Origin of the sequence: Bradyrhizobium sp. LB11.1 (genome assembly GCF_040549385.1) — a bacterium.
Taxonomy (GTDB): domain Bacteria; phylum Pseudomonadota; class Alphaproteobacteria; order Rhizobiales; family Xanthobacteraceae; genus Bradyrhizobium.
On the sequence record NZ_JBEPTH010000001.1, the window covers coordinates 816,953 to 837,851 of the forward strand.

20 protein-coding genes are annotated in these 20,899 nt (G+C 64.0%); 7 read left to right on the top strand and 13 right to left on the bottom strand.

Annotated features, from left to right (window positions below; translation table 11 throughout):
• Nucleotides 1–19: 19 nt before the first annotated feature.
• From ABIA96_RS03775 to ABIA96_RS03795, 5 genes are all read right to left on the bottom strand, one after another.
• A complete protein-coding gene (locus ABIA96_RS03775) occupies nt 20–1,648 on the bottom strand; it encodes a GMC family oxidoreductase (protein ID WP_354135667.1) in 1,629 nt (542 codons plus the stop codon).
• Between the two features lie 55 nt (nt 1,649–1,703).
• On the bottom strand, nt 1,704–2,294 hold the full coding sequence (locus ABIA96_RS03780) for a TetR/AcrR family transcriptional regulator (RefSeq protein WP_354135668.1): 591 nt from the start codon (nt 2,292–2,294) through the stop codon (nt 1,704–1,706).
• A gap of 515 nt (nt 2,295–2,809) precedes the next feature.
• Nucleotides 2,810–3,286, bottom strand: coding sequence for a hypothetical protein (locus ABIA96_RS03785; protein ID WP_354135669.1), 477 nt, complete (start codon nt 3,284–3,286; stop codon nt 2,810–2,812).
• A gap of 12 nt (nt 3,287–3,298) precedes the next feature.
• Entirely contained in the window at nt 3,299–3,865 is a 567-nt protein-coding gene (locus ABIA96_RS03790; RefSeq protein ID WP_354135670.1) for a type II toxin-antitoxin system VapC family toxin, read from the bottom strand.
• Nucleotides 3,852–4,631, bottom strand: a complete 780-nt coding sequence (locus ABIA96_RS03795) for a hypothetical protein (protein ID WP_354135671.1) — start codon at nt 4,629–4,631, stop codon at nt 3,852–3,854. Before ABIA96_RS03795 ends, ABIA96_RS03790 begins: the two co-directional genes overlap by 14 nt.
• Before the next feature lie 335 nt (nt 4,632–4,966).
• On the opposite strand from ABIA96_RS03795, the gene ABIA96_RS03800 reads away from it, so the two are divergent.
• A complete protein-coding gene (locus ABIA96_RS03800; protein WP_354135672.1) occupies nt 4,967–5,332 on the top strand; it encodes a nuclear transport factor 2 family protein in 366 nt (121 codons plus the stop codon).
• 24 nt (nt 5,333–5,356) lie between these two features.
• Here the strand turns inward: ABIA96_RS03800 and ABIA96_RS03805 are convergent, their stop codons facing one another.
• Nucleotides 5,357–5,836 carry a MarR family winged helix-turn-helix transcriptional regulator gene (locus ABIA96_RS03805; RefSeq protein WP_502918792.1) on the bottom strand — a complete coding sequence of 160 codons (480 nt, stop codon included), beginning with the start codon at nt 5,834–5,836 and terminating at the stop codon, nt 5,357–5,359.
• 50 nt (nt 5,837–5,886) lie between these two features.
• Here ABIA96_RS03805 and ABIA96_RS03810 point away from each other — a divergent pair, with 50 nt between their 5' ends.
• Both ABIA96_RS03810 and ABIA96_RS03815 read left to right on the top strand, forming a co-directional pair.
• The gene (locus ABIA96_RS03810) at nt 5,887–7,380 is read left to right on the top strand and encodes an FAD-dependent oxidoreductase (protein WP_354135673.1); all 1,494 of its coding nucleotides are present in this window, start codon (nt 5,887–5,889) and stop codon (nt 7,378–7,380) included.
• A gap of 400 nt (nt 7,381–7,780) precedes the next feature.
• Complete coding sequence (locus ABIA96_RS03815) at nt 7,781–9,742, top strand: putative bifunctional diguanylate cyclase/phosphodiesterase (protein ID WP_354135674.1); 1,962 nt, start codon at nt 7,781–7,783, stop codon at nt 9,740–9,742.
• A gap of 218 nt (nt 9,743–9,960) precedes the next feature.
• On the opposite strand, the gene ABIA96_RS03820 is transcribed toward ABIA96_RS03815, so the two are convergent.
• From ABIA96_RS03820 to pgm, 4 genes are all read right to left on the bottom strand, one after another.
• A complete protein-coding gene (locus tag ABIA96_RS03820; protein ID WP_354135675.1) occupies nt 9,961–10,941 on the bottom strand; it encodes a PDR/VanB family oxidoreductase in 981 nt (326 codons plus the stop codon).
• A 7-nt stretch (nt 10,942–10,948) separates the two neighbouring features.
• Nucleotides 10,949–11,710, bottom strand: a complete 762-nt coding sequence (locus ABIA96_RS03825) for a GntR family transcriptional regulator (RefSeq protein ID WP_354135676.1) — start codon at nt 11,708–11,710, stop codon at nt 10,949–10,951.
• Between the two features lie 5 nt (nt 11,711–11,715).
• Nucleotides 11,716–12,765, bottom strand: a complete 1,050-nt coding sequence (locus ABIA96_RS03830; RefSeq protein ID WP_354135677.1) for an aromatic ring-hydroxylating dioxygenase subunit alpha — start codon at nt 12,763–12,765, stop codon at nt 11,716–11,718.
• A 115-nt stretch (nt 12,766–12,880) separates the two neighbouring features.
• Nucleotides 12,881–14,545 (bottom strand): phosphoglucomutase (alpha-D-glucose-1,6-bisphosphate-dependent), encoded by a 1,665-nt coding sequence (pgm, locus tag ABIA96_RS03835; RefSeq protein WP_354135678.1) that lies wholly within the window; start codon nt 14,543–14,545, stop codon nt 12,881–12,883.
• Nucleotides 14,546–14,673: 128 nt separating this feature from the next.
• On the opposite strand from pgm, the gene ABIA96_RS03840 reads away from it, so the two are divergent.
• The 3 genes from ABIA96_RS03840 (at nt 14,674) to ABIA96_RS03850 (ending at nt 17,008) form a co-directional block, all read left to right on the top strand.
• A complete protein-coding gene (locus tag ABIA96_RS03840) occupies nt 14,674–14,889 on the top strand; it encodes a hypothetical protein (RefSeq protein WP_354135679.1) in 216 nt (71 codons plus the stop codon).
• A 94-nt stretch (nt 14,890–14,983) separates the two neighbouring features.
• Nucleotides 14,984–16,120, top strand: coding sequence for an alpha/beta hydrolase family protein (locus tag ABIA96_RS03845; RefSeq protein WP_354135680.1), 1,137 nt, complete (start codon nt 14,984–14,986; stop codon nt 16,118–16,120).
• Nucleotides 16,121–16,240: 120 nt separating this feature from the next.
• Nucleotides 16,241–17,008: a transglycosylase SLT domain-containing protein gene (locus ABIA96_RS03850; protein WP_354135681.1), complete on the top strand. Its 768-nt coding sequence runs from the start codon at nt 16,241–16,243 to the stop codon at nt 17,006–17,008.
• A gap of 84 nt (nt 17,009–17,092) precedes the next feature.
• On the opposite strand, the gene ABIA96_RS03855 is transcribed toward ABIA96_RS03850, so the two are convergent.
• Complete coding sequence (locus ABIA96_RS03855; protein ID WP_502918793.1) at nt 17,093–17,908, bottom strand: response regulator; 816 nt, start codon at nt 17,906–17,908, stop codon at nt 17,093–17,095.
• Nucleotides 17,909–18,203: 295 nt separating this feature from the next.
• Between ABIA96_RS03855 and ABIA96_RS03860 the strand changes: the two genes are divergently transcribed.
• Entirely contained in the window at nt 18,204–19,376 is a 1,173-nt protein-coding gene (locus ABIA96_RS03860) for an acyltransferase family protein (protein ID WP_354135683.1), read from the top strand.
• A 6-nt stretch (nt 19,377–19,382) separates the two neighbouring features.
• Here the strand turns inward: ABIA96_RS03860 and ABIA96_RS03865 are convergent, their stop codons facing one another.
• Both ABIA96_RS03865 and ABIA96_RS03870 read right to left on the bottom strand, forming a co-directional pair.
• The gene (locus tag ABIA96_RS03865; protein WP_354135684.1) at nt 19,383–20,267 is read right to left on the bottom strand and encodes an aldose 1-epimerase family protein; all 885 of its coding nucleotides are present in this window, start codon (nt 20,265–20,267) and stop codon (nt 19,383–19,385) included.
• Nucleotides 20,268–20,359: 92 nt separating this feature from the next.
• On the bottom strand, nt 20,360–20,899 hold a 540-nt coding region (locus ABIA96_RS03870; RefSeq protein WP_354135685.1), incomplete at its 5' end, for a cupin domain-containing protein.

Consider the following 20,899-nt stretch of genomic DNA (forward strand, 5'->3'; position numbering starts at 1 on the left):
GCGGCCCTCCGGGTCCGGATCATGCCTGTGCGTCCTGCAATATCATGTCGGAGGCCTTCTCGGCGATCATGATGATCGGCGCATTGGTGTTCCCCGAGACGAGGTCCGGCATGATCGAACCGTCGACGACACGAAGGCCCTCGAGCCCCCTCACCTTCAGCCGCTGGTCCACCACCGCAAGCGCGTCATTGCCCATACGACAGGTCGAGGTCGGATGGTAGATGGTGCTGCCGCGCTCGCGGCAATAATCCAGCAGTTCGGCGTCCGTGGATACCTTCGCCCCGGGATCGTACTCGCTGACCACAAACGGCTTCATCGCCGGCGCATTCAATATCTTGCGCAGAATCTTGAGGCCCTCGACATTGGTGGTGCGGTCGGTCTCGGTCGACATGTAGTTGATGCGGATCTCCGGCGGCACCGTCGGGTCCGCGCTCCGGATGCGTAAACTGCCGCGGCTCTCGGGCCGGAGCTGGCACACCGACGCAGTGAAACCGGAGAAATCATGCAGCTTCTCGCCCATCTTGTCGGTCGAGAACGGCAGGAAGTGCACCTGGATGTCGGGCGAGGCCAGCCGCGGATTGGTCTTGAAGAACGCGCCTGCCGTGCCGGCAGCGATGGTCAGCCAACCCTTCCGGAACAGCGCGTAGCGCGCGCCGGCGAGCGTGCGGAGGAACGGATTGTTGACGGTGTCGTTCAGCGTAATCTTCTGCGAGCAGCGCATCACGATGCGGACCTGCATATGATCCTGGAGATCGTGGCCGACCCCCGGCGCATCCAGCACCAGGTCGATGCCGTGCTTGCGCAGGAGATCGGCAGGCCCGACGCCGGAGAGTTGCAGAAGCTGCGGCGAGTTGTAGGCGCCGCTCGACAGCACGATCTCCCTTCGCGCCCGCGCGCGGCGTACGGTTGCGCCTTGCCGGTATTCGACGCCGACGGCGCGGCGTCCCTCGAACAGCACGCGCTGTCCGAGCGCCGAGGTTTCGACCTTGAGATTGCTGCGTATCTTCGCGGGGCCGAGATAGGCCACCGCCGTCGAGGCGCGACGACCGTTGCGCGTCGTGGTCTGGAACAGGCCGACGCCTTCCTGCGTGGCGCCGTTGAAATCGGGATTGTAGGGAAGACCGGTCTCGACCGCGGCGTCGATGAAGCCTTTCGACAGCGGATCGGTCACGACCATGTTGGACACCGGCAGCGGGCCGTCGCTGCCGTGATATTGATCGGCGCCGCGCGTCTGGTTCTCGGCCTTCTTGAAATAGGGCAGCACGTCGTCATAACCCCAGCCGGCATTGCCGTGCTGGCGCCAGCGGTCGTAATCCTCATGCTGACCGCGGACATAAAGCAGGCCGTTGATCGAGCTCGATCCGCCCAGCGTTTTTCCACGCGGCTGGAACACCTGGCGCCCCTTCAGCTCAGGCTCCGGCTCGGTCTGGTACATCCAGTTGACGGTCTTCTCCTTGAACAGTTTTCCGTAGCCGAGCGGCACGTGGATCCAGATGTTGGAATCCTTAGGTCCCGCCTCGAGCAGCAGCACGCTGTGGCGGCCGCTGGCCGACAGCCGGTTGGCGAGCACGCAGCCGGCAGAGCCGGCGCCGACGATGATGTAGTCGAACTCGGGATCTGAGGGCGCGAGGGCGGAATTTGCGTTCATGCGCTACTGTTTTTCTTGTTGGTGTGGGCGTTTCCAATGTCGAGGATTAGCACAATCATGCAACGACGCGCAGCGCCTCGACCAGCGACTTGAACGCACGGGCGTATTCCGCGCCCGCCCTTGCGATATCCGTGCGTCCGGCGCAGGCGACCGCGGCCTCCGTCACCGCGCCGAGCAGCAGCCGCGCCAGCGGCTCGACCGGCTGCTTTTCGATGAGGCCGGCTTCCATCGCCACCGCGAGCGCACGCGGCATCTTGCCGCCAAAATGTTTTGCGTCGATCTCGCGCCAACGCTCCCAGCCGAGCACGGCGGGGCCATCGCGCAGAATGATTTGGCCAGCCGGACCTTTGGCGGTCGCGGCAAAGTAATGCTGGGTGCCGGCGACCATCGCAGCCAGCACATCCTTCTCGGCACGCGCGGCGCTGTCGATCTCGACCACGAGATCGCGCGAGACCATGTCGAACACCGCTTCGAATACCGCCTCCTTGGTCTTGAAGTGATGATAGACCGCGCCCTTGGCGATGCGCGCCGCTTCCGCGATCTCGTCCATGGTTGTCGCGGCAAAGCCCTGCGTCCCGAACAGCCGCCGCGCTGCCGTCAGGATCGCCTCTGTCGTCGCCGCCCGCCGCTCCGCCTGCTTCGCCATGGGTCTCGTCTAATCGAATTCAGCACAGGCGGCCAGTCGGTGCTGCGATGACCTAAACATTGCGCGCCACGCTGACGCTGCACCCTCTCCCCTTGTGGGAGAGGGTGGCTCGCCGCGCGAACGACGAGACGGGTGAGGGGGTCTCTCCACGAATTCAAACACCAGTTGGATTCGCGGAGAGAACCCCTCATCCGGCGCTTCGCGCCACCTTCTCCCGCAAGGGGAGAAGACGCCTTCTATAAGCCTCTTTCCGCGTCCATGCTACTCCCCGTAAGTCCTTGATGTGTCAGGCATAGTATCCATATGGTGCTATAGGCCTCTACAGGCATCCATACACATAACCGAGACAGAACCGGGGACAGATCATGGCGCGCAACGCCCGTCACAGCACGCTGGAAAATCGCAGCAACCGATTGAAGCAGCGCCAGCCCGCGCAACGGGCTGTGCGGGCCGTTGACCGACGAGGTCCCCATACGACGTCACGACGTACAGGAGTGCTGCCGCAACTCCGCATCTTATCCGGAGGTCAACCAATCGTCTCGGAGCATCCCAGCTACCTCCTTAAGGAAGTCGCGATAGACAATTTCTGGCAATCGGTTTTCTCGCACCGAGTGCCCCAAATACCAAAGGGCGAATCCTAGCGCGAACGTGAGTGGCAGGACCTCGGTTGTTGCTTTGGTCGGCGTCCCGCTCTCGTTGGCCACGTGATCGCGAAACCAACGAAAGCGGTCGTTCTCAAGGTGAGTTAGCTGCGTGAGCGTCAGGTTGCGACTATCTGCAGGCACATGCGCCAGCACCGAGTCGAGCACGTCCACGCTCAGATAGGCTGCAGCTTCCAGCTCGGATTTTCCCGCCTTCCGAAAATCATCCGCTGCTCTCTTCAGTCCCGAAAAAGTTTTGAGCAGCTTTTTGAGTTCGGGCACGAAGAGCAGAATCGAATGAATGTTGACGATCACTTCGGTCCGATACTTGAAGCCAGCCCACCCGAACATCCCTTATGACCTTCAACCCTCGTCGCCGGATGTGGCTTCAACTTCCGCATCAGCCGCTTCAAGCTGAAGGTCGAGCTGGTCCTTTTCAGGCGGCAGCGGCAGGTCTGCCAATCCAATGACCTTGATCTTTGCATGCACGCCGAGAGCTGCGATGTCGCCGTCGTCGGAGTAGATTTCAGTCGCTCCGTGGACCTTCGCTATGGCGACGATCTGACGATCGAACTTCACCTTTTGCCACGGAGCTGTTGAGTTTGCTTTTTTGTTTCCCTTCGCAAGAGCGGCGCGGGACATCGCCGCGACCTCCAGCGCCGCCCGTGTATCGAACGGCTCGATGCTGAACACCGCATACTTCTGCAGCTCGTCAACGATCTGCTGCGAGGCCGCAGCTCCCGCCCTTACGAGAGCCTCCCCCAAAGCGGGAGTCGGAATGATGATTTTCGATCTCGCCTTGCTCAGCCGCGAGATCAAATAGTCGATCCGCTCCTTGGCGCGATCAATCGGCTTCCCGTTAGCGCCGCCGGGGACTCGCGTGTCGGGCCGGAGCATCAGCAGCAGGTTGGTCGAATCAATGACCACCATTTTTGCGGCTCCCCCGTCCCTTCCGCTCGTCGGTCAGCTCGTTATATGCGTCTTCACCCCATTGCGTTGGGATGTCGCGAAGAGCCGCGAGCGCGTCGGAAAGCGAGGCATCCTGCAGAGGCTCAAAGCTTTCGATCCGAAAATGCTCAAGCGTCCACTCGCCATCGCCCTCACGAACCCACCGGCCTCGTCCGAACAGGCGCACGGGCTCGAACAACTTGGCTCCGAGCTGCTTCGCGATAGCACGCGTGGTTTCGCAGCCGCTGATCTGCCGACCTTCGGACTGAAGCGTCACGTGGATGGTCGCATCCTTGCCGCGCACCCCCGTAACGAAGCCGTCGATCGAACCCTGCTGGCGAACAGTGAATTTTTCTTCGGTCAGTTCGCGGCCGGGGAAACGGATCACCACCGCGCCACGAGGCGCGGCGTCCCGCAGCACGCCGACAGCATTGTCTGCCCTGAGAAGTGTGTTCAAGGCATTGAAGGCACGCTGAGCGTCAGCGTTGGCGTCTCCGGCTCGCACCGCGACCATGCGATGGTGAACCTTCGGCGCGGCTTCGCGGTCAACGCGCGCGTTCAGGACCGTGCTGCCCTTGGTGAGGCCACGAAAGTGGACGGAGTCGCGCTCGCCGAGCAGGATTGCCAGCTCGTTCATATACTGAGCGAGCCGGCCCATCGGGATCGTCGCCGGAGTGTAGGCGTCGATCTTGAACCGGTAATGCTCGGTGCCGTCGATGCGGCTTTTCCGCTTGCGAGGCGTGGCCATCGGAGAACTCTAAACGAAGGGGACCTGTATAGAACCCAGTAAAGCAGAGGGGTCCTAACAATACTACCAACGCGCGCACCGACTTTCGGCGGTGCCCCGGTCCCCGGCGACGTGCTAAACGGGCGGCTCGACTACGTCATCAACAGCCTTTTTCCGGCGCTCGAACCGGCGAGACAGAACGGCGGACAGTGAACGGTCAGCGCGTTGTTTTCGTTGACATATTTCGCCCTCCACTTCTCCCACAAGGGAAGAAGGAGCAACCGGCCACCAGTTGACTTTTCGACCGCCGGTCGGTATTTACCGACTATAAGTCGGTTTTAGTTGTGAGGTGTGCCATGCCGAGCCGTGACATCGTCGAAGCCTTCGCGAAGCGCCTGGAAGCCGGGGATTTCATCGGCGCGATCGAGCAGTTCTGTACGCCCGATGCCGCCACTTACGAGAACCACGCCACCCCGACGGTCGGCCGCGACAAGCTCATTGCCAAGGAGCGCGGCGTGCTGGCGGCCTCCAAAGAGGTCACGGCCGTTCGCGTCGGTCCGAGCCTGATCGAGGGCGACCATGTCGCGACGCGCTGGACGTTCAGCTTCACCAATGCCGAGGGCGTCGTCCGAACACTCGATGAGATCGCGTGGCAGACCTGGCGGGGCGATCAGATCGTCGAAGAGCGGTTCTATTACGATCCGAAGCAGATGGGGCGCTGACGAGCCGCTCCTTCGCAATCGATTTCAGCTTGCTTCGCCGGGCGCGGTCATCGCGTCGGCGAGCTTGCGCATCAAGCGCACGAGATCCTCGATCTCCTGATCGTCCCAGCTTGCAAACATTCCCCCGACAATTCGTTCGCGTGCCCTGTCGACCGCGTCCGTCATCGCTTTTCCGCTCGGGGTGACGGTGGCTTCGCTGACGCGGCGATCGGCTTCGCTGGCATGGCGCCTGACCAGGCCCAGGCTTTCCAGTTTCGCCACTTGCCGGCTGACCGTGGTGTAGTCCCGCCCCATGCGATCGGCGAGGTCGACGACGCCGATCGGACCACGCCGCTCGATGCCGACGAGCAGCGGAAACAGCGCGCGATCGAGCGATATGCCCGCCTCGCGGATCATCATCTCGTCGCCTTGCCGGCGATTGATGACGCTGAAGATGTCGATCAACGCTTCGTGAAGCGAGCGCACCTGTTTTTTAATATGTGTATTTTGCACCCTTCTTGACACTTCGCCAGCCCTCCGCTTAATGTGTGCATATTACACATATTGAGGGTCCCATGACAAAGCAATTCACGGCGGATGTCCTGATCTGCGGCGCGGGTGCGGCCGGCCTCACGCTCGCCATCGATCTCGCCCGGCGGGGCGTCTCCTTCCGGCTGATCGAGAAGTTGGATCGTCCGTTCCACGGATCGCGCGGCAAGGGAATCCAGCCGCGAACCCAGGAGATTTTCGAGGATCTCGGCATCCTCGACCGCATCTTCGCGGCCGGCGGTCCCTACCCGCCGCAGCGCGAATACCGCGGCGACGGCAGCTTCGGCGAGTCGGAGGTCGTCGAGCACAGCGACCCGATCCCCGCCGAGCCTTACCGCATGGCGCTGATGATCCCGCAATTCCTGACCGAGGGCGTGATGCGCGAGCGTCTGCTCGAACTCGGCCAAAGGGTGGAGTTCGACTGCGAACTGATCGGCCTGGAGCAGGACCAGGACGGCGTGACGGCGCGCCTGTCAGGCGAGGCCGGCGAGGAGACGATATTGGTGCGTTACCTCGTAGGTAGCGATGGCGGGCGCAGCTTCGTGCGTCACAAACTCGATATCGGCTTTCCGGGCAAGACCCTCGGCGTGCGCGCCGTGGTGGCCGATATCGTCCTGACGGGGCTCGACCGCATGGCGTGGCACCGCTTCAACGACGGCGCGATGGATCGCCAGATGGCGTTGTGTCCACTGGCCGGCACGGAGCTCTTTCAGTTGCAGGCGCCTGTCCCACTCGAAGGCGAGGTCGATCTGTCGGCCGAAGGCCTTTCGGCGATGGTCACCTCGCGCACCGGGCGTAGCGATATCAGCGTTCACGACGTGCATTGGGCCTCGGCCTATCAAATGAACGCGCGCCTCGCCGATCATTACCGCAACGGCCGCGCATTTCTGATCGGCGATGCGGCTCACATACATCCGCCGACCGGGGGACAAGGACTCAATACCAGCGTGCAGGATGCCTACAATCTCGGCTGGAAGCTCGCAGCCGTGATCGGCGGCGCTTCCGCAAGTCTGCTCGACAGCTATGAGGCAGAACGCCGCCCGGTCGCCGCCGGCATGCTCGGACTGTCCACAAAACTTCTGGAAGCCGCCAAGCGCGGCGACATCAGACGCGGCCGCGAGGTGCAGCAACTCGACATCGGCTATCCCGGGTCGCCGCTGGCGCTGGAACAGCCAGCGCGCGCGGCAGGTCTGTTCGCAGGAGACCGTGCGCCGGATACGCCGCTCCGCGGGGCCGCCGGACAGCCCCTGCGTCTGTTCGACTTGCTCAAGGGGCCGCATTGGACGCTGCTCGGCTATCAGGTGAAGCGGGACGCCGTGCCGGCGCGCAGTGGACTGCACATCCACTGCATCGGCCCGGGCGACGAGCTCATCGACGACAGCGGGCACTTCCGCAGCGCTTACACCGTGTCATCAGGAGATTGGGTGTTGCTGCGTCCTGACGGCTACATCGGTGCCTTCGTCGGCTCTGAGCAGACCGGCACGCTGACGCGCTTTCTGGCCGAACAGGGGCTGGTCTGATTGAGACTCGTGTCCCGAACACCAGTGTCATCGCCCGGCTTGCCGCCTTCGCTAAAGCTTCGGCGGGCCGAGCACCCCTGTGGGCCGCGGCGTAGCCTTGGCGGAGCCGGGACCGAGCGATCCAGTACTCCGAGAAGGTCGTGATTGACCCGATAGTCCGCGGCGTACTGGATGCCCCGGTCAAGCCGGGGCATGACAGTAGAGAACATTCGCCCCACCGTTACAGCCGTAACGCGAGGCGCCGCATTTGTATCGATTTGTTATCGATACTCGCGATCGAACACGCAGAAGTGGCCACGGCCACGATGGCAATCGGGGATAATTCATAGTTCGTCAAATGTTTGCGGAGAATTCTCCCGATCGAGCCGGACAAACGGCCCATGCTGCTGCAGGCGCTGGAATGCGGACTCAACTGACCAATTATGCCGCGCGGCTGTTTGCCGGCGATCTGTCCGTCTTTGGCGGTCCCGCAACCGACGAAGCCGTCGCGGGCCATATCCGCGCTGAACAGATGTCCCTGGTGCTCGGCTATTCGGTCGGCATCATGCTGGCGAACGCCTGCAACGCCGCCGTGCTCGCGGTCGCACTCTGGCACTCGCCGGACTGGAAGTTTGCGCTCGGGTGGGCGGTGATCGTGGCCGCCGCCGCCATTGCGTTCGGCCTGCAATCCCATGCCTCGCGCCGCATCACCAGGCCGCAATTCGTCTCGCGTCGGGCGATCCATCGGCTGGTGCGCAACGCCTTCATCCTCGGTGTGGCCTGGGGCATCGTGCCGGTCGCCTTCTTCGCCAACGCCTCCACCGGCGGCCAGCTCGTCATCACCTGCCTGTGCTCGGGCATGCTGGCCGGCGGCGCGCTGGCCTTCGCCACCATCCCGATCGCGGCGATTGCGTTCACGACGCCGATTTTCATCGGCATCGCGATCTGCCTCGGCCAGGACGGCGATCCCGCCTATGTGCTGATGGCGGTGCTGGTGATGGTCTACGGGACCGTGCTGTTGCGCGCCGTGTTTGTCAATTCCTTCGCCTTCGCGCGCCGCGTGATCCGGCAGATCGAGGCCGAGCGCACCGTCCGGCAGGACCCGCTGACGCAGCTGCCAAACCGCGTCGCCTTCAACGAGACGCTCGATGGCGCGCTCAAGCGCCTCGCTTTGTCCGGCGAAGAATTCGCCGTGCTGCTGCTCGACCTCGATCGCTTCAAGGAGGTCAACGACCGCTTTGGCCATCCCGCCGGCGACGAATTCCTGGTCCAGGTCGCAAACCGCCTGCAGCGCTGCACCCGCGCGGCCGAGCACGTCGCGCGCATCGGCGGCGACGAGTTCGCGCTGGTGATGGCCAATCTGATCCGCCCCGAAGATGCGCTGGAGATCGCCGAGCGCTTCGTCGCGACCTTCACTGAACCGTTCCTGATCGAAGACTGCGAGATCTTTGGCGCCACCAGCGTCGGCATCGTGCTGGCGCCGCGCGACGGCAACACGCCGCTCGACATCATGAAGAATGCGGATGCCGCGCTCTATCGGGCCAAGAAGGCCGGACCAGGCACGGTCTGCTTCTTCGAGGAGGCCGACGACAAGGCCTCGCGCGACCGAAAAGCGCTGCAAGCGGACCTCGCGGGCGCCGTCGCGCGCGACGAGCTTTTTCTGGTGTTCCAGCCGTTCCTCGATCTCGGCGAAAACCGCATCACCGGTTTCGAGGCGCTGCTGCGCTGGCAGCATCCCTCGCGCGGACTGGTGCCGCCGAGCGAATTCATTCCGATCGCCGAGGAGACCGGGCTGATCCACGAGATCGGCGAATGGGTCATCCGCCGCGCCTGCGCGACGCTTGCGGATTGGCCGGAGGACATCCGGGTCGCCGTCAATTTCTCGGCGGCGCAGTTTCACAACGCGAGCATTCTCCAGACCATCGTGCAGGCGCTGGCCGACGCCAAGGTCGCCCCGCACCGGCTCGAGATCGAGATCACGGAATCGATGCTGCTGTCGAAATACGGCTCGGCCGCCTCGATCCTGAATGCGCTGCTGGAGCTCGGCGCCACGGTGGCGCTGGACGATTTCGGCACCGGCTTCTCGTCGCTCACTTATTTGCGCAAGCTGCCGTTCAGCCGCATCAAGATCGACCAGTCCTTCATCCGCGACATGCTGGTGCAGCCGGACTGCGCGGCCATCGTGAAATCGGTGATCTCGCTGGCGCGCGACCTCGACATCGACGTGGTCGCCGAAGGCGTCGAGACCGCAGACCAGCTCGAATATCTGCGCCAGATCAGTTGCGACGAAGTACAGGGCTATCTGATCGGCCGGCCGGTGTCGGCGGATGGCGTGCAGGCGCTGCTCAACTCGAAGAAGCTTCGGGCGATTTTCGCGGCGTAGGCAGATACTAAGATTGAACCTGAGTGACGACCACGACGGCGGTGAGCCCCCTCGCCCGCTTGCGGGAGAGGGCTGGGGAGAGGGTGTCTCCGCAACGGGACAATCCCCCAGAGGAAAGAACCCTCACCCGCGCCTTCGGCGCGACCTCTCCCGCAAGCGGGAGAGGCTAGGAGCCCGCGGCTCCGTCCATGCCGCCAAATAGATCCCGAGCAGCTGCCTCAAACCGCATCCGCCCGCAGCAGCGTATCCACCGTGATGGTGCCTCGCGCGCGGGAGACGCAGGCGCAAATCTTTTCGTTGCTCTGCTTCTGATGATCGCTGAAGAAGACGTCGCGGTGGTCGATCTCGCCGTCGACAGCGACGACGTCGATCGCGCAGAGGCCGCATTCGCCGCGCTTGCAGTCGGATATCACCTCAAAGCCGCTGGCGTTGAGGACATCCAGCATCGAGCGCTCGCGCGGGATCTCGAGCTCGACGTCTGAGCCCTTCAGCCGCACGCGAAACGTCTCGGTCGGCAGCGTACCGCTGGAGCCGAAGGTCTCGTAGCGGAGGTCGGGAAGCGGATGGCCGGCGCCGATCCAGGCGTGACGCGCGGCATCGAGCATGCGCATCGGGCCGCAGAACAGCGTGAGTGAGCCCTTCGGCAACGCGGCGAACAGCGCGTCGAGATCGAGCCGCTTGCCTTCATCGCTGGCATGGACGACCAGCCGGTCGCCCAGCAGGCTTGCGAGATCGTCGAGATAGGCGGCATCAGCGCGCCCGCGCACCGCGTAATGCAGGGCGACGTCAGCGCCGCGCCTCGCCAGCGCCTGCGCGGCGCCAAGGATCGGCGTGATGCCGATGCCGCCGGCGATCAGGCAATAGTTTTCGCGCGCCCAATCGACCGCGACGAGCGAGGCGGGCCGCGTGATGTCGAGCCGCGCGCCGGGCGCGAGCTGCCACATGTAGCGTGAGCCGCCGCGGGAATCCTCGGCTCGGCGCACCGCAATGCGAAGACCACGCGAGGAGGCTTCGCCGACCAGCGAATAGGATCGCGTCTCGGGCTGGCCGTCGATGGTGACGCTGACATTGATGTGGCTGCCGACGGGATAGGCGGCGCCGTCGAACTGGTCGGGCAGGATCAGGAATTCGCGAATGCCGGGCGAAAGATCGCGCGTCGAGACGAGCGTGGCCGGAACCCAGGTTTCGATGAAGCGCATGCTGCCCTCAATCGGTTGCGGTCTTGATCAGCGCGAGCGCCGGCAAGAGGTCGAGATGGGTGCGGTTGCGCAGCGCGAGCCGCAAATTGCGCACGGCGAGCCGCGCGTGCTCGCGCATCACGGCTTCGGCGCGCGCCCCCTCGCGGTTCTCGATCGCATCGATCACGACGCGATGGTGCTCCTGCCCGATGATCAGGATCTGTTGCGCCTCAGGCAATGCCGACTGAGCCATCACGAAACCGCTTGGGGATGCAAACGGCAGCGCCGAGGCGCGGTCGATCTGCCTGATCAAGGGCGGGCTGCGCGACAGTTCCGTGAGCAGCGCGTGAAAGCGCGCGTTCAACGTGACATAGGACGAAAAGGCTTCGACCGAGATCGGCACCTGGCGCAGCAGCTCATCGATCGCTGCAAGGCATTCCTTCAGCGGCTCGAGCTCGCGCGCGGAGACACCGCGCTCGGCGGCGAAGCGTGCTGCGAGGCCCTCCAGCGTGCCGCGCAGCTCGATGGAATCGGAGATGTCGCGCTCCGAAAACGCCTTCACCATGAAGCCGCCCGAAGGGATCGCCTCCAGCAGGCCCTCCTCCTCGAGCCGAACCAGCGCCATGCGCACCGGCGTGCGCGAGGCGCCCGTCGTTTCCACCGCCTGCAGCTCGGAGATGCGCTCGCCCTGCCGCAGAGAGCCCGACAGGATCTGGTCGCGCAGCGCAAGCTGCGCCTTCACGGTCTGCGAGACGGAGCGGTCGACCTCACGCTCGGGCGCTGCTTTCACTTGCCCTACTCCGCGGCCTGCAGGTGTGTTGGCGGGTTTTCCTTCGCCACCATTTTGTCGATCAGCTTGCGCGTCCACATCGCGCCGGCGTCGATGTTGAGGTTGTAGAAGATGCGGTCCGGGTTCTCGTCCATCGCGCGCTGCTGCGCTTCGAGAATCAGCTCGTCCTCGTGGAAGATGCCGGAGACACCGTCGCGGATTTCAGAGGTGATGCGCTGCTCGCCGATCTGGTAGTTGCGGACGAAGGCCCAGAAATAGTGACAGGTCTTCTCGGTCTCCGGCGTGATGGTGTTGAGCACGAGTCCGTTGACGCCCTGCGATCGGTCGCCTTCGGGCGCGCCGGTGCCGGTCGGCGCCACGCCGACGTCGATGGCGATGGTGCACGGCGCCTCGAAGCGGATGATCTGCCAGCGGTCGACGAGACCGGTTTGGCCCAATTGCTTGGCCCAGAACGGCGGCGCCTCGATGCCGCGCATCCAGCGCGTCACGGTCACCGTCTTCTCGCCATGCGTGACGTCGAACGGCGCTTCGGCGACCGCCTCATTGCCGATGGAGGAGCCGTGCACGAAGGTCTCGTGGGTGAGGTCCATGAGATTGTCGAGCACGAGGCGGTAGTCGCAGGCGACGCGGATGGTCTTGCCGTCGCCGGCCCAGGCCGGATCGTGATTCCAGTGCATGTCGGGCACGAGCGCGGGATCGGCGAGCGCGGGATCGCCCATCCAGAGCCAGATGTAGCGGTGACGCTCAATCACGGGATAGGCGCGGACGCAGGCCGACGGATTGATGGTCTCCTGCGAGGGCATGAAGGTGCAGCGGCCCTGCGCATTGTATTTGAGGCCGTGATAGCCGCAGACGACGGTGTCGCCTTCGAGCCGGCCTTTCGACAGCGGCACCAGCCGATGCCAGCAGGCATCCTCGAGAGCTGCCACCGAGCCGTCGGCCTTGCGGTACATCACGATGTGCTTGCCGCAGATCGTCCGCGGCAACAGCGCCGGCTTCACCTCCGCGTCCCAGGCGGCGGCGTACCAGGCGTTCATGGGGAAGGGTTTTGTCACCGGCGATCTCCCGAGGCTTATGTATGCGTTATGTATACATAAAAGGAGGAACGGAATCGTTCAAGGCCTAATTTACCCGACCTAATTACCTTTATGTATCTGGATGTATACAACTTCAACCTGATTTTGCGCCCTGAGCCCCGGACACCTTCGCCAACCCGGCCTGAGCTTCCTGCTGGATTCTCTTCAGGTGCTCGGTGCTGCGAAAGCTCTCGGCGTAGATCTTGTAGACATCCTCGGTGCCCGAGGGCCTTGCCGCGAACCAGCCGAAATCGGTCTCGACCTTGATGCCGCCAAAGGACTGGCCGTTGCCCGGCGCCTTGCTCAGCGTGGCGCGGACGGGATCGCCGGCGAGATCCTTCAGGCCGAGTTGCTCGGGCGTGACGGATTTCAGGATGTTCTTCTGCGGCGTCGTGGCGGCAACGTCGATGCGCGCGTAGTGGGGCACACCGAGCTCCGCCGTGAGATCATTGAACAGCTGGCTGGGATCGCGGCCGGTCTTGGCCATGATCTCGGCTGCGAGCAGGCCGAGGATGATGCCGTCCTTGTCAGTGGTCCACACCGTACCGTCGCGGCGCAGGAACGAGGCCCCTGCACTCTCCTCGCCGCCGAAGCCGAAGCCGCCCGTGAGGAGCCCGTCGACAAACCATTTGAAGCCGACCGGGGTCTCCACCAGCTTGCGGCCGAGTTTCTTGGCGACGCGATCGATGATCGAGCTCGACACCACGGTCTTGCCGATCGCAGCACTGCCGTCCCAGTTCGGGCGGTGCGCGAACAGATAGGAGATCGCGGTCGCCAGATAATGGTTCGGATTCATCAGGCCGCCCGTGCGCGTCACGATGCCGTGGCGATCCGCGTCGGTGTCGTTCGCAAACGCGACGTCGAAGCGGTCGCGCATCGCGATCAGGCTGGCCATCGCGTAAGGCGAGGAGCAGTCCATGCGGATCTTGCCGTCCCAGTCCACCGTCATGAAGCGGAAGGTCGGGTCGATCGCCTCGTTCACCACGGTGGCCTTGAGCCCATAGCGCTCGATGATCGGATGCCAGTAATGCACGGCCGCACCACCGAGCGGGTCGATGCCGATATTGATGCCGGCGGATTTGATCAGCTCGAGATCGACGACATTGCCGAGATCGGCGACGTAAGGCGTGATGTAGTCGTAAGGGTGGACGGTCGACGATTTCAGCGCCCTAGCATAGTCGATGCGCTTCACGCCCTTCAACCCGTCGACGAGATAGGCGTTGGCGCGCTTCTCGATGACGGAGGTTGCATCGGTGTCGGCCGGGCCGCCATGCGGCGGATTGTATTTGTAGCCGCCGTCCTCCGGTGGATTGTGCGAGGGCGTGACGACGACACCGTCAGCGAGCCCCGATGTGCGGCCCTTGTTGCAGGTCAGGATCGCGTGCGAGATCACCGGCGTCGGCGTGTAGCCGCCGTCCTTGTCGATCATGATGTCGACACCGTTCGCCGCGAACACCTCCACAGCGCTCGCGAGCGCAGGCTCGGCCAGCGCATGGGTGTCGATGCCGATGAAGAGAGGACCGGTCAGCCCCTTTTCCTGTCTGTAGTCGCAGATCGCCTGCGTGGTCGCGAGGATGTGGCCCTCGTTGAAACTGTTCTTGAGCGAGGTGCCGCGATGGCCGGATGTTCCGAACGCCACCCGCTGCGCCGGGTCCGCCGCATCCGGCCTGTTGGCGAAATAGGCCGTCACGAGCCGCGGAATGTTGGCGAGCGCGTCCGGCGAAACCAGTTTGCCCGCCGCGGGATGAACATCAGCCACTGAAATATCCTCGTCCTTGAAAAATTGGGGTTCTTTCGCACCATAGCATTGGGCTTGCACCCGCCAAGCCAAAAGCTCCCGGTTAACGCCGGCAACAAATGGCCGCATTTGAGTCTATGAATGCGGATATGACTGTTCTCGCAACGGCGGTGCTGCTCGCCAGTTCCTTGGCATTTCCCTCCCCGGGCCATGTCGGGGCGGCAGACGTCGAGCCCAACCTGATGTTGCGCTATGCGGCCGTGGATCATGACCTCGTCAAGGTGAAGCGGCGGATCATGCGGGCGCTCCACAGCGACGCAACGGACGGGACCCAACTGTTCGCCGCTCCGAGTGCGGTGCGCTGACGACACGCGTCCGACCCGCTGCCCCGGCCGGCCGCCCCCGACCTTCATAAGATCATGCTACAGTTCGAGGTGTCCCGGCCCCTCGACTCGCCCCATGATCCTCTCGCGCAAGCTGCTTCTGCTGATCGCCGGCCTCGCTCTGGCCGGTGCGCCCGCGCGCGCGGCGCAGTTCTACACCGAGGATCTGCGCATCCCGATGGCAGAGGCAGGGCCGCAGGGACTGGAGGCTTTTCTGGTCCGCCCGGCCGGGACCAAGCGCTATCCGCTGGCGCTGCTGAGCCACGGCTCGCCGCGCAGCTTCGACGACCGCGCGACAATGTCGGCCCACAAATATTACGGCATCGCGCTGGAATATGCCCGGCGCGGCTTTGCCGCGCTGATCGTGATGCGGCGCGGCTATGGCAGCTCGCCCGGCGGGCGCGTCGACAGCGTCGGCGGCTGTGCCAACGCCGCCTATTTGCCGGCGGCAGCCGTTGCGGTTGCTGACTTACGCGCCGCAATCGATGCGATGGCGCGCCGGGCCGATGTCACCACAACGGGCATGATCGCGGCCGGCCATTCCGCCGGAGGGCTCGCCACCGTGGCGCTGACCGCGCAGGCGCCTCCCGGTCTCGTCGCCGCGATCAGCTTCGCCGGCGGCCGCGGCTCGCGCGACGATGACGACGTCTGCAACGAGGATGGCCTGGCGCAGGCCTTCGCCAGCTTCGGCAAGACCTCGCGCGTGCCGATGCTGTGGGTCTACGCGACCAACGATTCCTATTTTGACCCCGATCTCGCGCGCCGCTTCTACGATGGGTTTCGCGCCAATGGCGCTAACGCAAAATTCATCGCCGCCCCGCCTTACGGCGATGATGGCCACTATCTCTATTCGGTCGTGGCCCGCCCGCAATGGACCCCCTATGTCGATGCCTTCCTGCGCGAGCGCGGGCTCGCCCACGACGTGCTGAGCCCGCCCGACCCGCTGCCGCCGCCGGGCCATTTCAGTGACGCTGCGAAGGCCGAATTCACCCACTATCTCGCCAGCACGATGCCGCACAAGGCTTTTGCGGTGTCGCCGAATGGCGGCTACGGCTGGCGCTCGGGACGCAACACCGTGGACGACGCGCAACGCGATTCGCTCGCGGCCTGCATGAAATGGTCGCCCACCTGCACGCTCTACGCGGTCGACGACCAGCTCTCGCCCGGCAACATTCAGGGGACGTCCACGGACCAGGTCTCGCGCGCACGTTAACCACCGAGACGCGTATCGGCGTGCCCGCGGCACATCGGTTGTTAACTCGAAAGATGTACGACGTGCTGCATGCGACGGAACCCGGCACGTTCTGCTCCTCACGCGATGTGGAAGCACGTCGTGGTCGCCGTGCTGTTTTCTGTATCGACCTGCGCGCAGGCCCAAGACAGCGTCAAGGATGACCTCGGCACGACATCGGCGATTGCCAGTTATGACGCCGACCTCGGCGCAGGCGAAACGACGACATCCAGAGCCGAGATCCGGAAAATCATCGAAAGGGAAGCCGCGAGGACCAATCTGCCCGCCGACATCGCGGAGGCCGTCGTTTTCGTCGAGAGCGGCTACAACTCAGCCGTGATCGGCAGCGCCGGCGAACTCGGCCTGATGCAGGTACGGCTCGAGACCGCAGCAACGCTCGGGTTCAAGGGGAACGCGACCGAACTCGCGGAGCCGGACCTCAACATCCATTACGGCGTGCTTCATCTCAGCCGCGCATGGCGTCTTGCCGGCGGGGACCTCTGCCGCACGCTGATGAAATATCGGGCGGGCCGCGACGAGGAGGAGATGACTTCTCGTTCACAGATCTATTGCAATCGTGCCCGCAACCGACTTCTCGCCATGAACTCGGCGGCGGCAGTCACCCACATTGCGGCCATCCCACCGGCCGTACCGGCCCCGGAAACGGCGGCGGTGGCGCCGGCAACGAAATCAGTGCGACCTCAAAAGACGCAAACACGGTCCAAGATGACACAGCCCAGGGACGTCTATGCGCGCTACCGCCGAGGGACGGCGGCCGCAAGCCGAGCCTATTGGACTGCGCACGAGGCCCGGATCAGCCTTATTAAGGCCCGCATCGAGGCAAGGTGGAAACGGACGGCCTCACGTTGAAACAACGTTCGCCCCGAGGCGGCTGAACCAAACGAGGCCGGTCAGCGACTTGACCCGGCGCCAAGTTGCCTCAGCGCTACGCGCCTAGAGCCGCTCGGCGAGCGCGAGCTTGTAGCCGATGCCGGTGACGGTAACGATGACCGGCGTGCCGCTGCCGACGAGCTTGCGACGCAACCGCGCCACCAGCGCATCGACCGTGCGGATGTCGACCTCGGCCTGGCGGTTGCTGACGACCTCGATCAGATAGTCGCGGCTGAGCGGCCGGCCGTCCGCGCCGACGAGCGCCGCGAGCAGGTCGAACTCGGCGCGCGTCAGCGCCACCGGCTTGCCGTCGCTGCCGAGCAGCTCGCGCCGCGTCAGGTCGATGATCCAGTCGCCGAAGGCGATCGAATTGTGGTTGCGTGCCGCCTTGCGGTCGATCGAGCGCCGCCGCAGCACGCTGCGCGCACGCGCCAGCAGCTCGCGCAGATTGATCGGCTTGGTGACGTAGTGATCGCCGGCGATCTCGAGACCAAGGATGCGATCGACGTCGGTGTCGCGGCGGGTCACGAAGATGATGCCCGCATTGCTGGTCGCCTGGATCTCCTTGGCGAGCTCGAAGCCGTCGCCGTCGGGCAACTGCACGTCGAGGAAGACGAGGTCGGTGCGCGCACGCAATGCCTGGCGACATTCCGCGCAGGTACCGGCGCAGATCACGTCGAAATTGTTCTCGCTGAAGTAATCGACCAGCATCGTCCGGGTCACCGGGTCGTCTTCGACCACGATCAATCGCTCGCGCCCAATGGGACGCAATTCCTGAAGTGCGGAAGCAGCCACGATGTTGGATGTCCTGTGTGCGTTTGACGCGCCCTGAAGATTCAGGTGGTCGCGCGATGCGCTGTCCTGTGAACGAAAATTCACGGCTTATTCGAGCCCCCGAATTGCCTGCCGAATACTAGGCTTGTTATGCTGCCCAAACAATATTGGTCACGGTATTGAAGTATTAACTATGAGTTGGCCCACACTTCTCACTGAGCGCATCGTTGAACCGGGCCGTGCTCACCGTCATCCTCGGCACCAACAATCCCGCTCATCCGAATCCGGGTTCAACCCCTGGTTAACGTAAAGAAAGGCTTCCGCTTCGGTTTGGCCGGCCGCGCCTCTATGCTTTCGCATCGCAAGAGCCAGAGCAACGCGAGACCACGGAGCAGGCGTGATGCAGGGGCAGGCCCGGTTGGCTGCCGGTCGGACCGACGGAGGCGCAACGCCCTTCGGTCGTTCGCACAGCCTCGACGTCCTGCGCGGTCTCGCCATCGTCGGCGTGATGGCGATCCACGTTTCACAATCATTTCCATCAAATATCCACGCCGTCGATTACGCCTTCGTGTGGGGTTGGACCGGCGTCAACGTGTTCTACTTCGTCAGCGCCATGACGATGTGCCTGATGTGGACACGGCGTACCGAGACGAACCCGACGCGCAAATTCTACATCCGCCGTACCTTGCGTATCGCGCCGCTGTTCTGGCTCGCGATCCCGGTCTACCTGTTCATCAACGGCACCGGACCGAGCGCCAACGCACCGAACGGAATCGGACCGCTGCAGGTGATCCTGACCGCGACGTTCCTGCACGGCTTCTGGCCGGACAGCATCAACAGCGTCGTGCCGGGGGACTGGTCGATCGCGGCCGAGATGATGTTCTATCTCGTCTTCCCGTTCGTGATCACCGCGTTCGGATCGCGCCGCCATTTGTATCTCGCGCTCGCGATCGTGCTGCATCTCGTCAATGTCTGCCTGTTCAAGCCGTGGGCCTTCGCGCTATTCTCGGCCTATTACGGGCCCGGCCACGAGGCCTTCGTCTGGAACGCGCTGCACATCAGCTTCCTGAACCAGCTGCCGGTCTTCCTCGTCGGCTGCGCGCTGTTCTTCGCACTGCGCGACGGATTTGCGAAATCGGACGCAGCGATCCTCGCAGGCTTCATCGCGCTGTCCTACGTCGCCGACCGCGCGACCGGTTCGCACGAGTTCAATTATCTGATGATCAATTTGGTGCTCGGCGCGGGCGTGGCCGGCTGCATCCGCCTCGCGCTCCACTGGGGACCGATCGAGGCGCTCGGTCGCAACTCCTATTCGATGTATCTGTCACATTTCGCGGTGATCTACGGCCTGCATGAGGTCTGGCCGTTCATGGACGGGCTGGCGTCGCTGCTGCTCGCCTATGTCGTCACGGCAGCACTGAGCTATCTCGTCGCACGCGCGACCTGGCATCTGGTCGAGCGGCACGCGCAGGCTCTGGCGCATCGCCTGACCACTTCGGCAGCCAAGGTGACGCGCGCAGAGCCCGTCGCTGCGGCACGCGTTGCGTTGAACGGCCGCAGCGCCGGCGCGTGAATCGCTTCAGGACGATCCGACCTCGATCCGATACGACAGCTCTTCGGCCGCGCCCGGTGCGATGTGCATGAGGCCCGGCTTGTCGCTGAATTCGCCGTCGAACTCTTTGGGGCTGGCATAGCCGCGCCAGGGCTCGATGCAGAGGAACGGCGCGCCCGTCGGCTTCGACCAGACGCCGAGTTCGCGAAAGCCGCGCCATGACATTTTGAGCCAGGGCCCGGCGCCCTGCCCGGCTGCATAGCGAACCGCATCGCTGTTGATGGGGTCGATGATGACGGCGTCGTTGGTGAACAGGGATTCCGATAGAGGAAGCAATTCGCCTCTGACAGGGCTCGGGTCCGTTGCCGCGAGCAGGAGTCCGCCCTCGACCCGGCGAACCGGGGATGGCTCTTCGTTTGCAAAGGTGAGTACGTAGCTCTCCTTCGGCACTCCCGGTTGAAGCGGCCAGTTGAAGGCGGGATGGCCACCGAGCGACACCGGCAGTGTCTCCTCGCCGGTGTTGACGACCGTGAGTGAGAGATCGAGACCAGCATCGTCGATCGTATAGGCTGCCGTCAGCCGAAACGCGAACGGATAGAGCGCGCGCGTCGCCTCGCTGTCTTCGAGCACGAGGCTGCACCGTTTCTCGCCACGTTCCGCCCAGACAAATTGGCTATCGCGCGCAAAGCCATGCTGGGTCATCCGGTAGGTCTTGCCCCGATACCGCATTTCGTCATTGGCGAGGCGCCCGACGATCGGAAACAGCAACGGTGCATGGCGCGCCCAGGCCGGGCCGGCCTGCCAGACGAATTCGGTGCCGTCCTTATGCCTCAGCGAGCACATCTCGGCGCCGTGCGCCTTGATGGTCGCGGTGAGGCCGGCGCTCCGGATCGTGTGGGTGTCGTCGGTCATGACAAACTCCATAGCGACATCGTGGCCGGCAGGTGCAGCGCAGCCGCCTCATGCGAACCGACCATAGCGTAACAGAGACGCTTTCGCTCGCATCAGGAGCGTTGATAGTCGTCTTCAATCCGGATGATGTCGTCTTCCCCGAGATAGGAGCCGGTCTGGACCTCGATCAGTTCCAGCATGATCTTGCCGGGATTCTCCATCCGGTGGACCGCGCCCATCGGGATGTAGATCGACTCGTTCTCGTGCACCGTCTTCACGGTCTCGTTGACGGTGACGCGGGCTGCACCGCGGACCACGATCCAGTGCTCGGCGCGGTGATGATGCTTCTGCAGCGACAGCCGCCCGCCCGGTTTCACCACGATGCGCTTGACCTGGTGGCGCTCGCCATTGTCGACCGACTGGTAGCTGCCCCAGGGCCGATGCACCTTGAGATGCTCCTCGGTCACCTTCGGCGCGACCGTCTTGAGCCTGGTCACGAGGCGCTTGAGGCCGTTGGCATCCTTCTGGCGCGAGACGAGAACGGCGTCCGCGGTCGCCACGACCACGAGATCGTCGACGCCTTCGAGCGCGACCAGCGCATGATCGCTCGTGACGTTGCAGTTGCGTGAATCCTCGAACACGGCGGTGCCGTG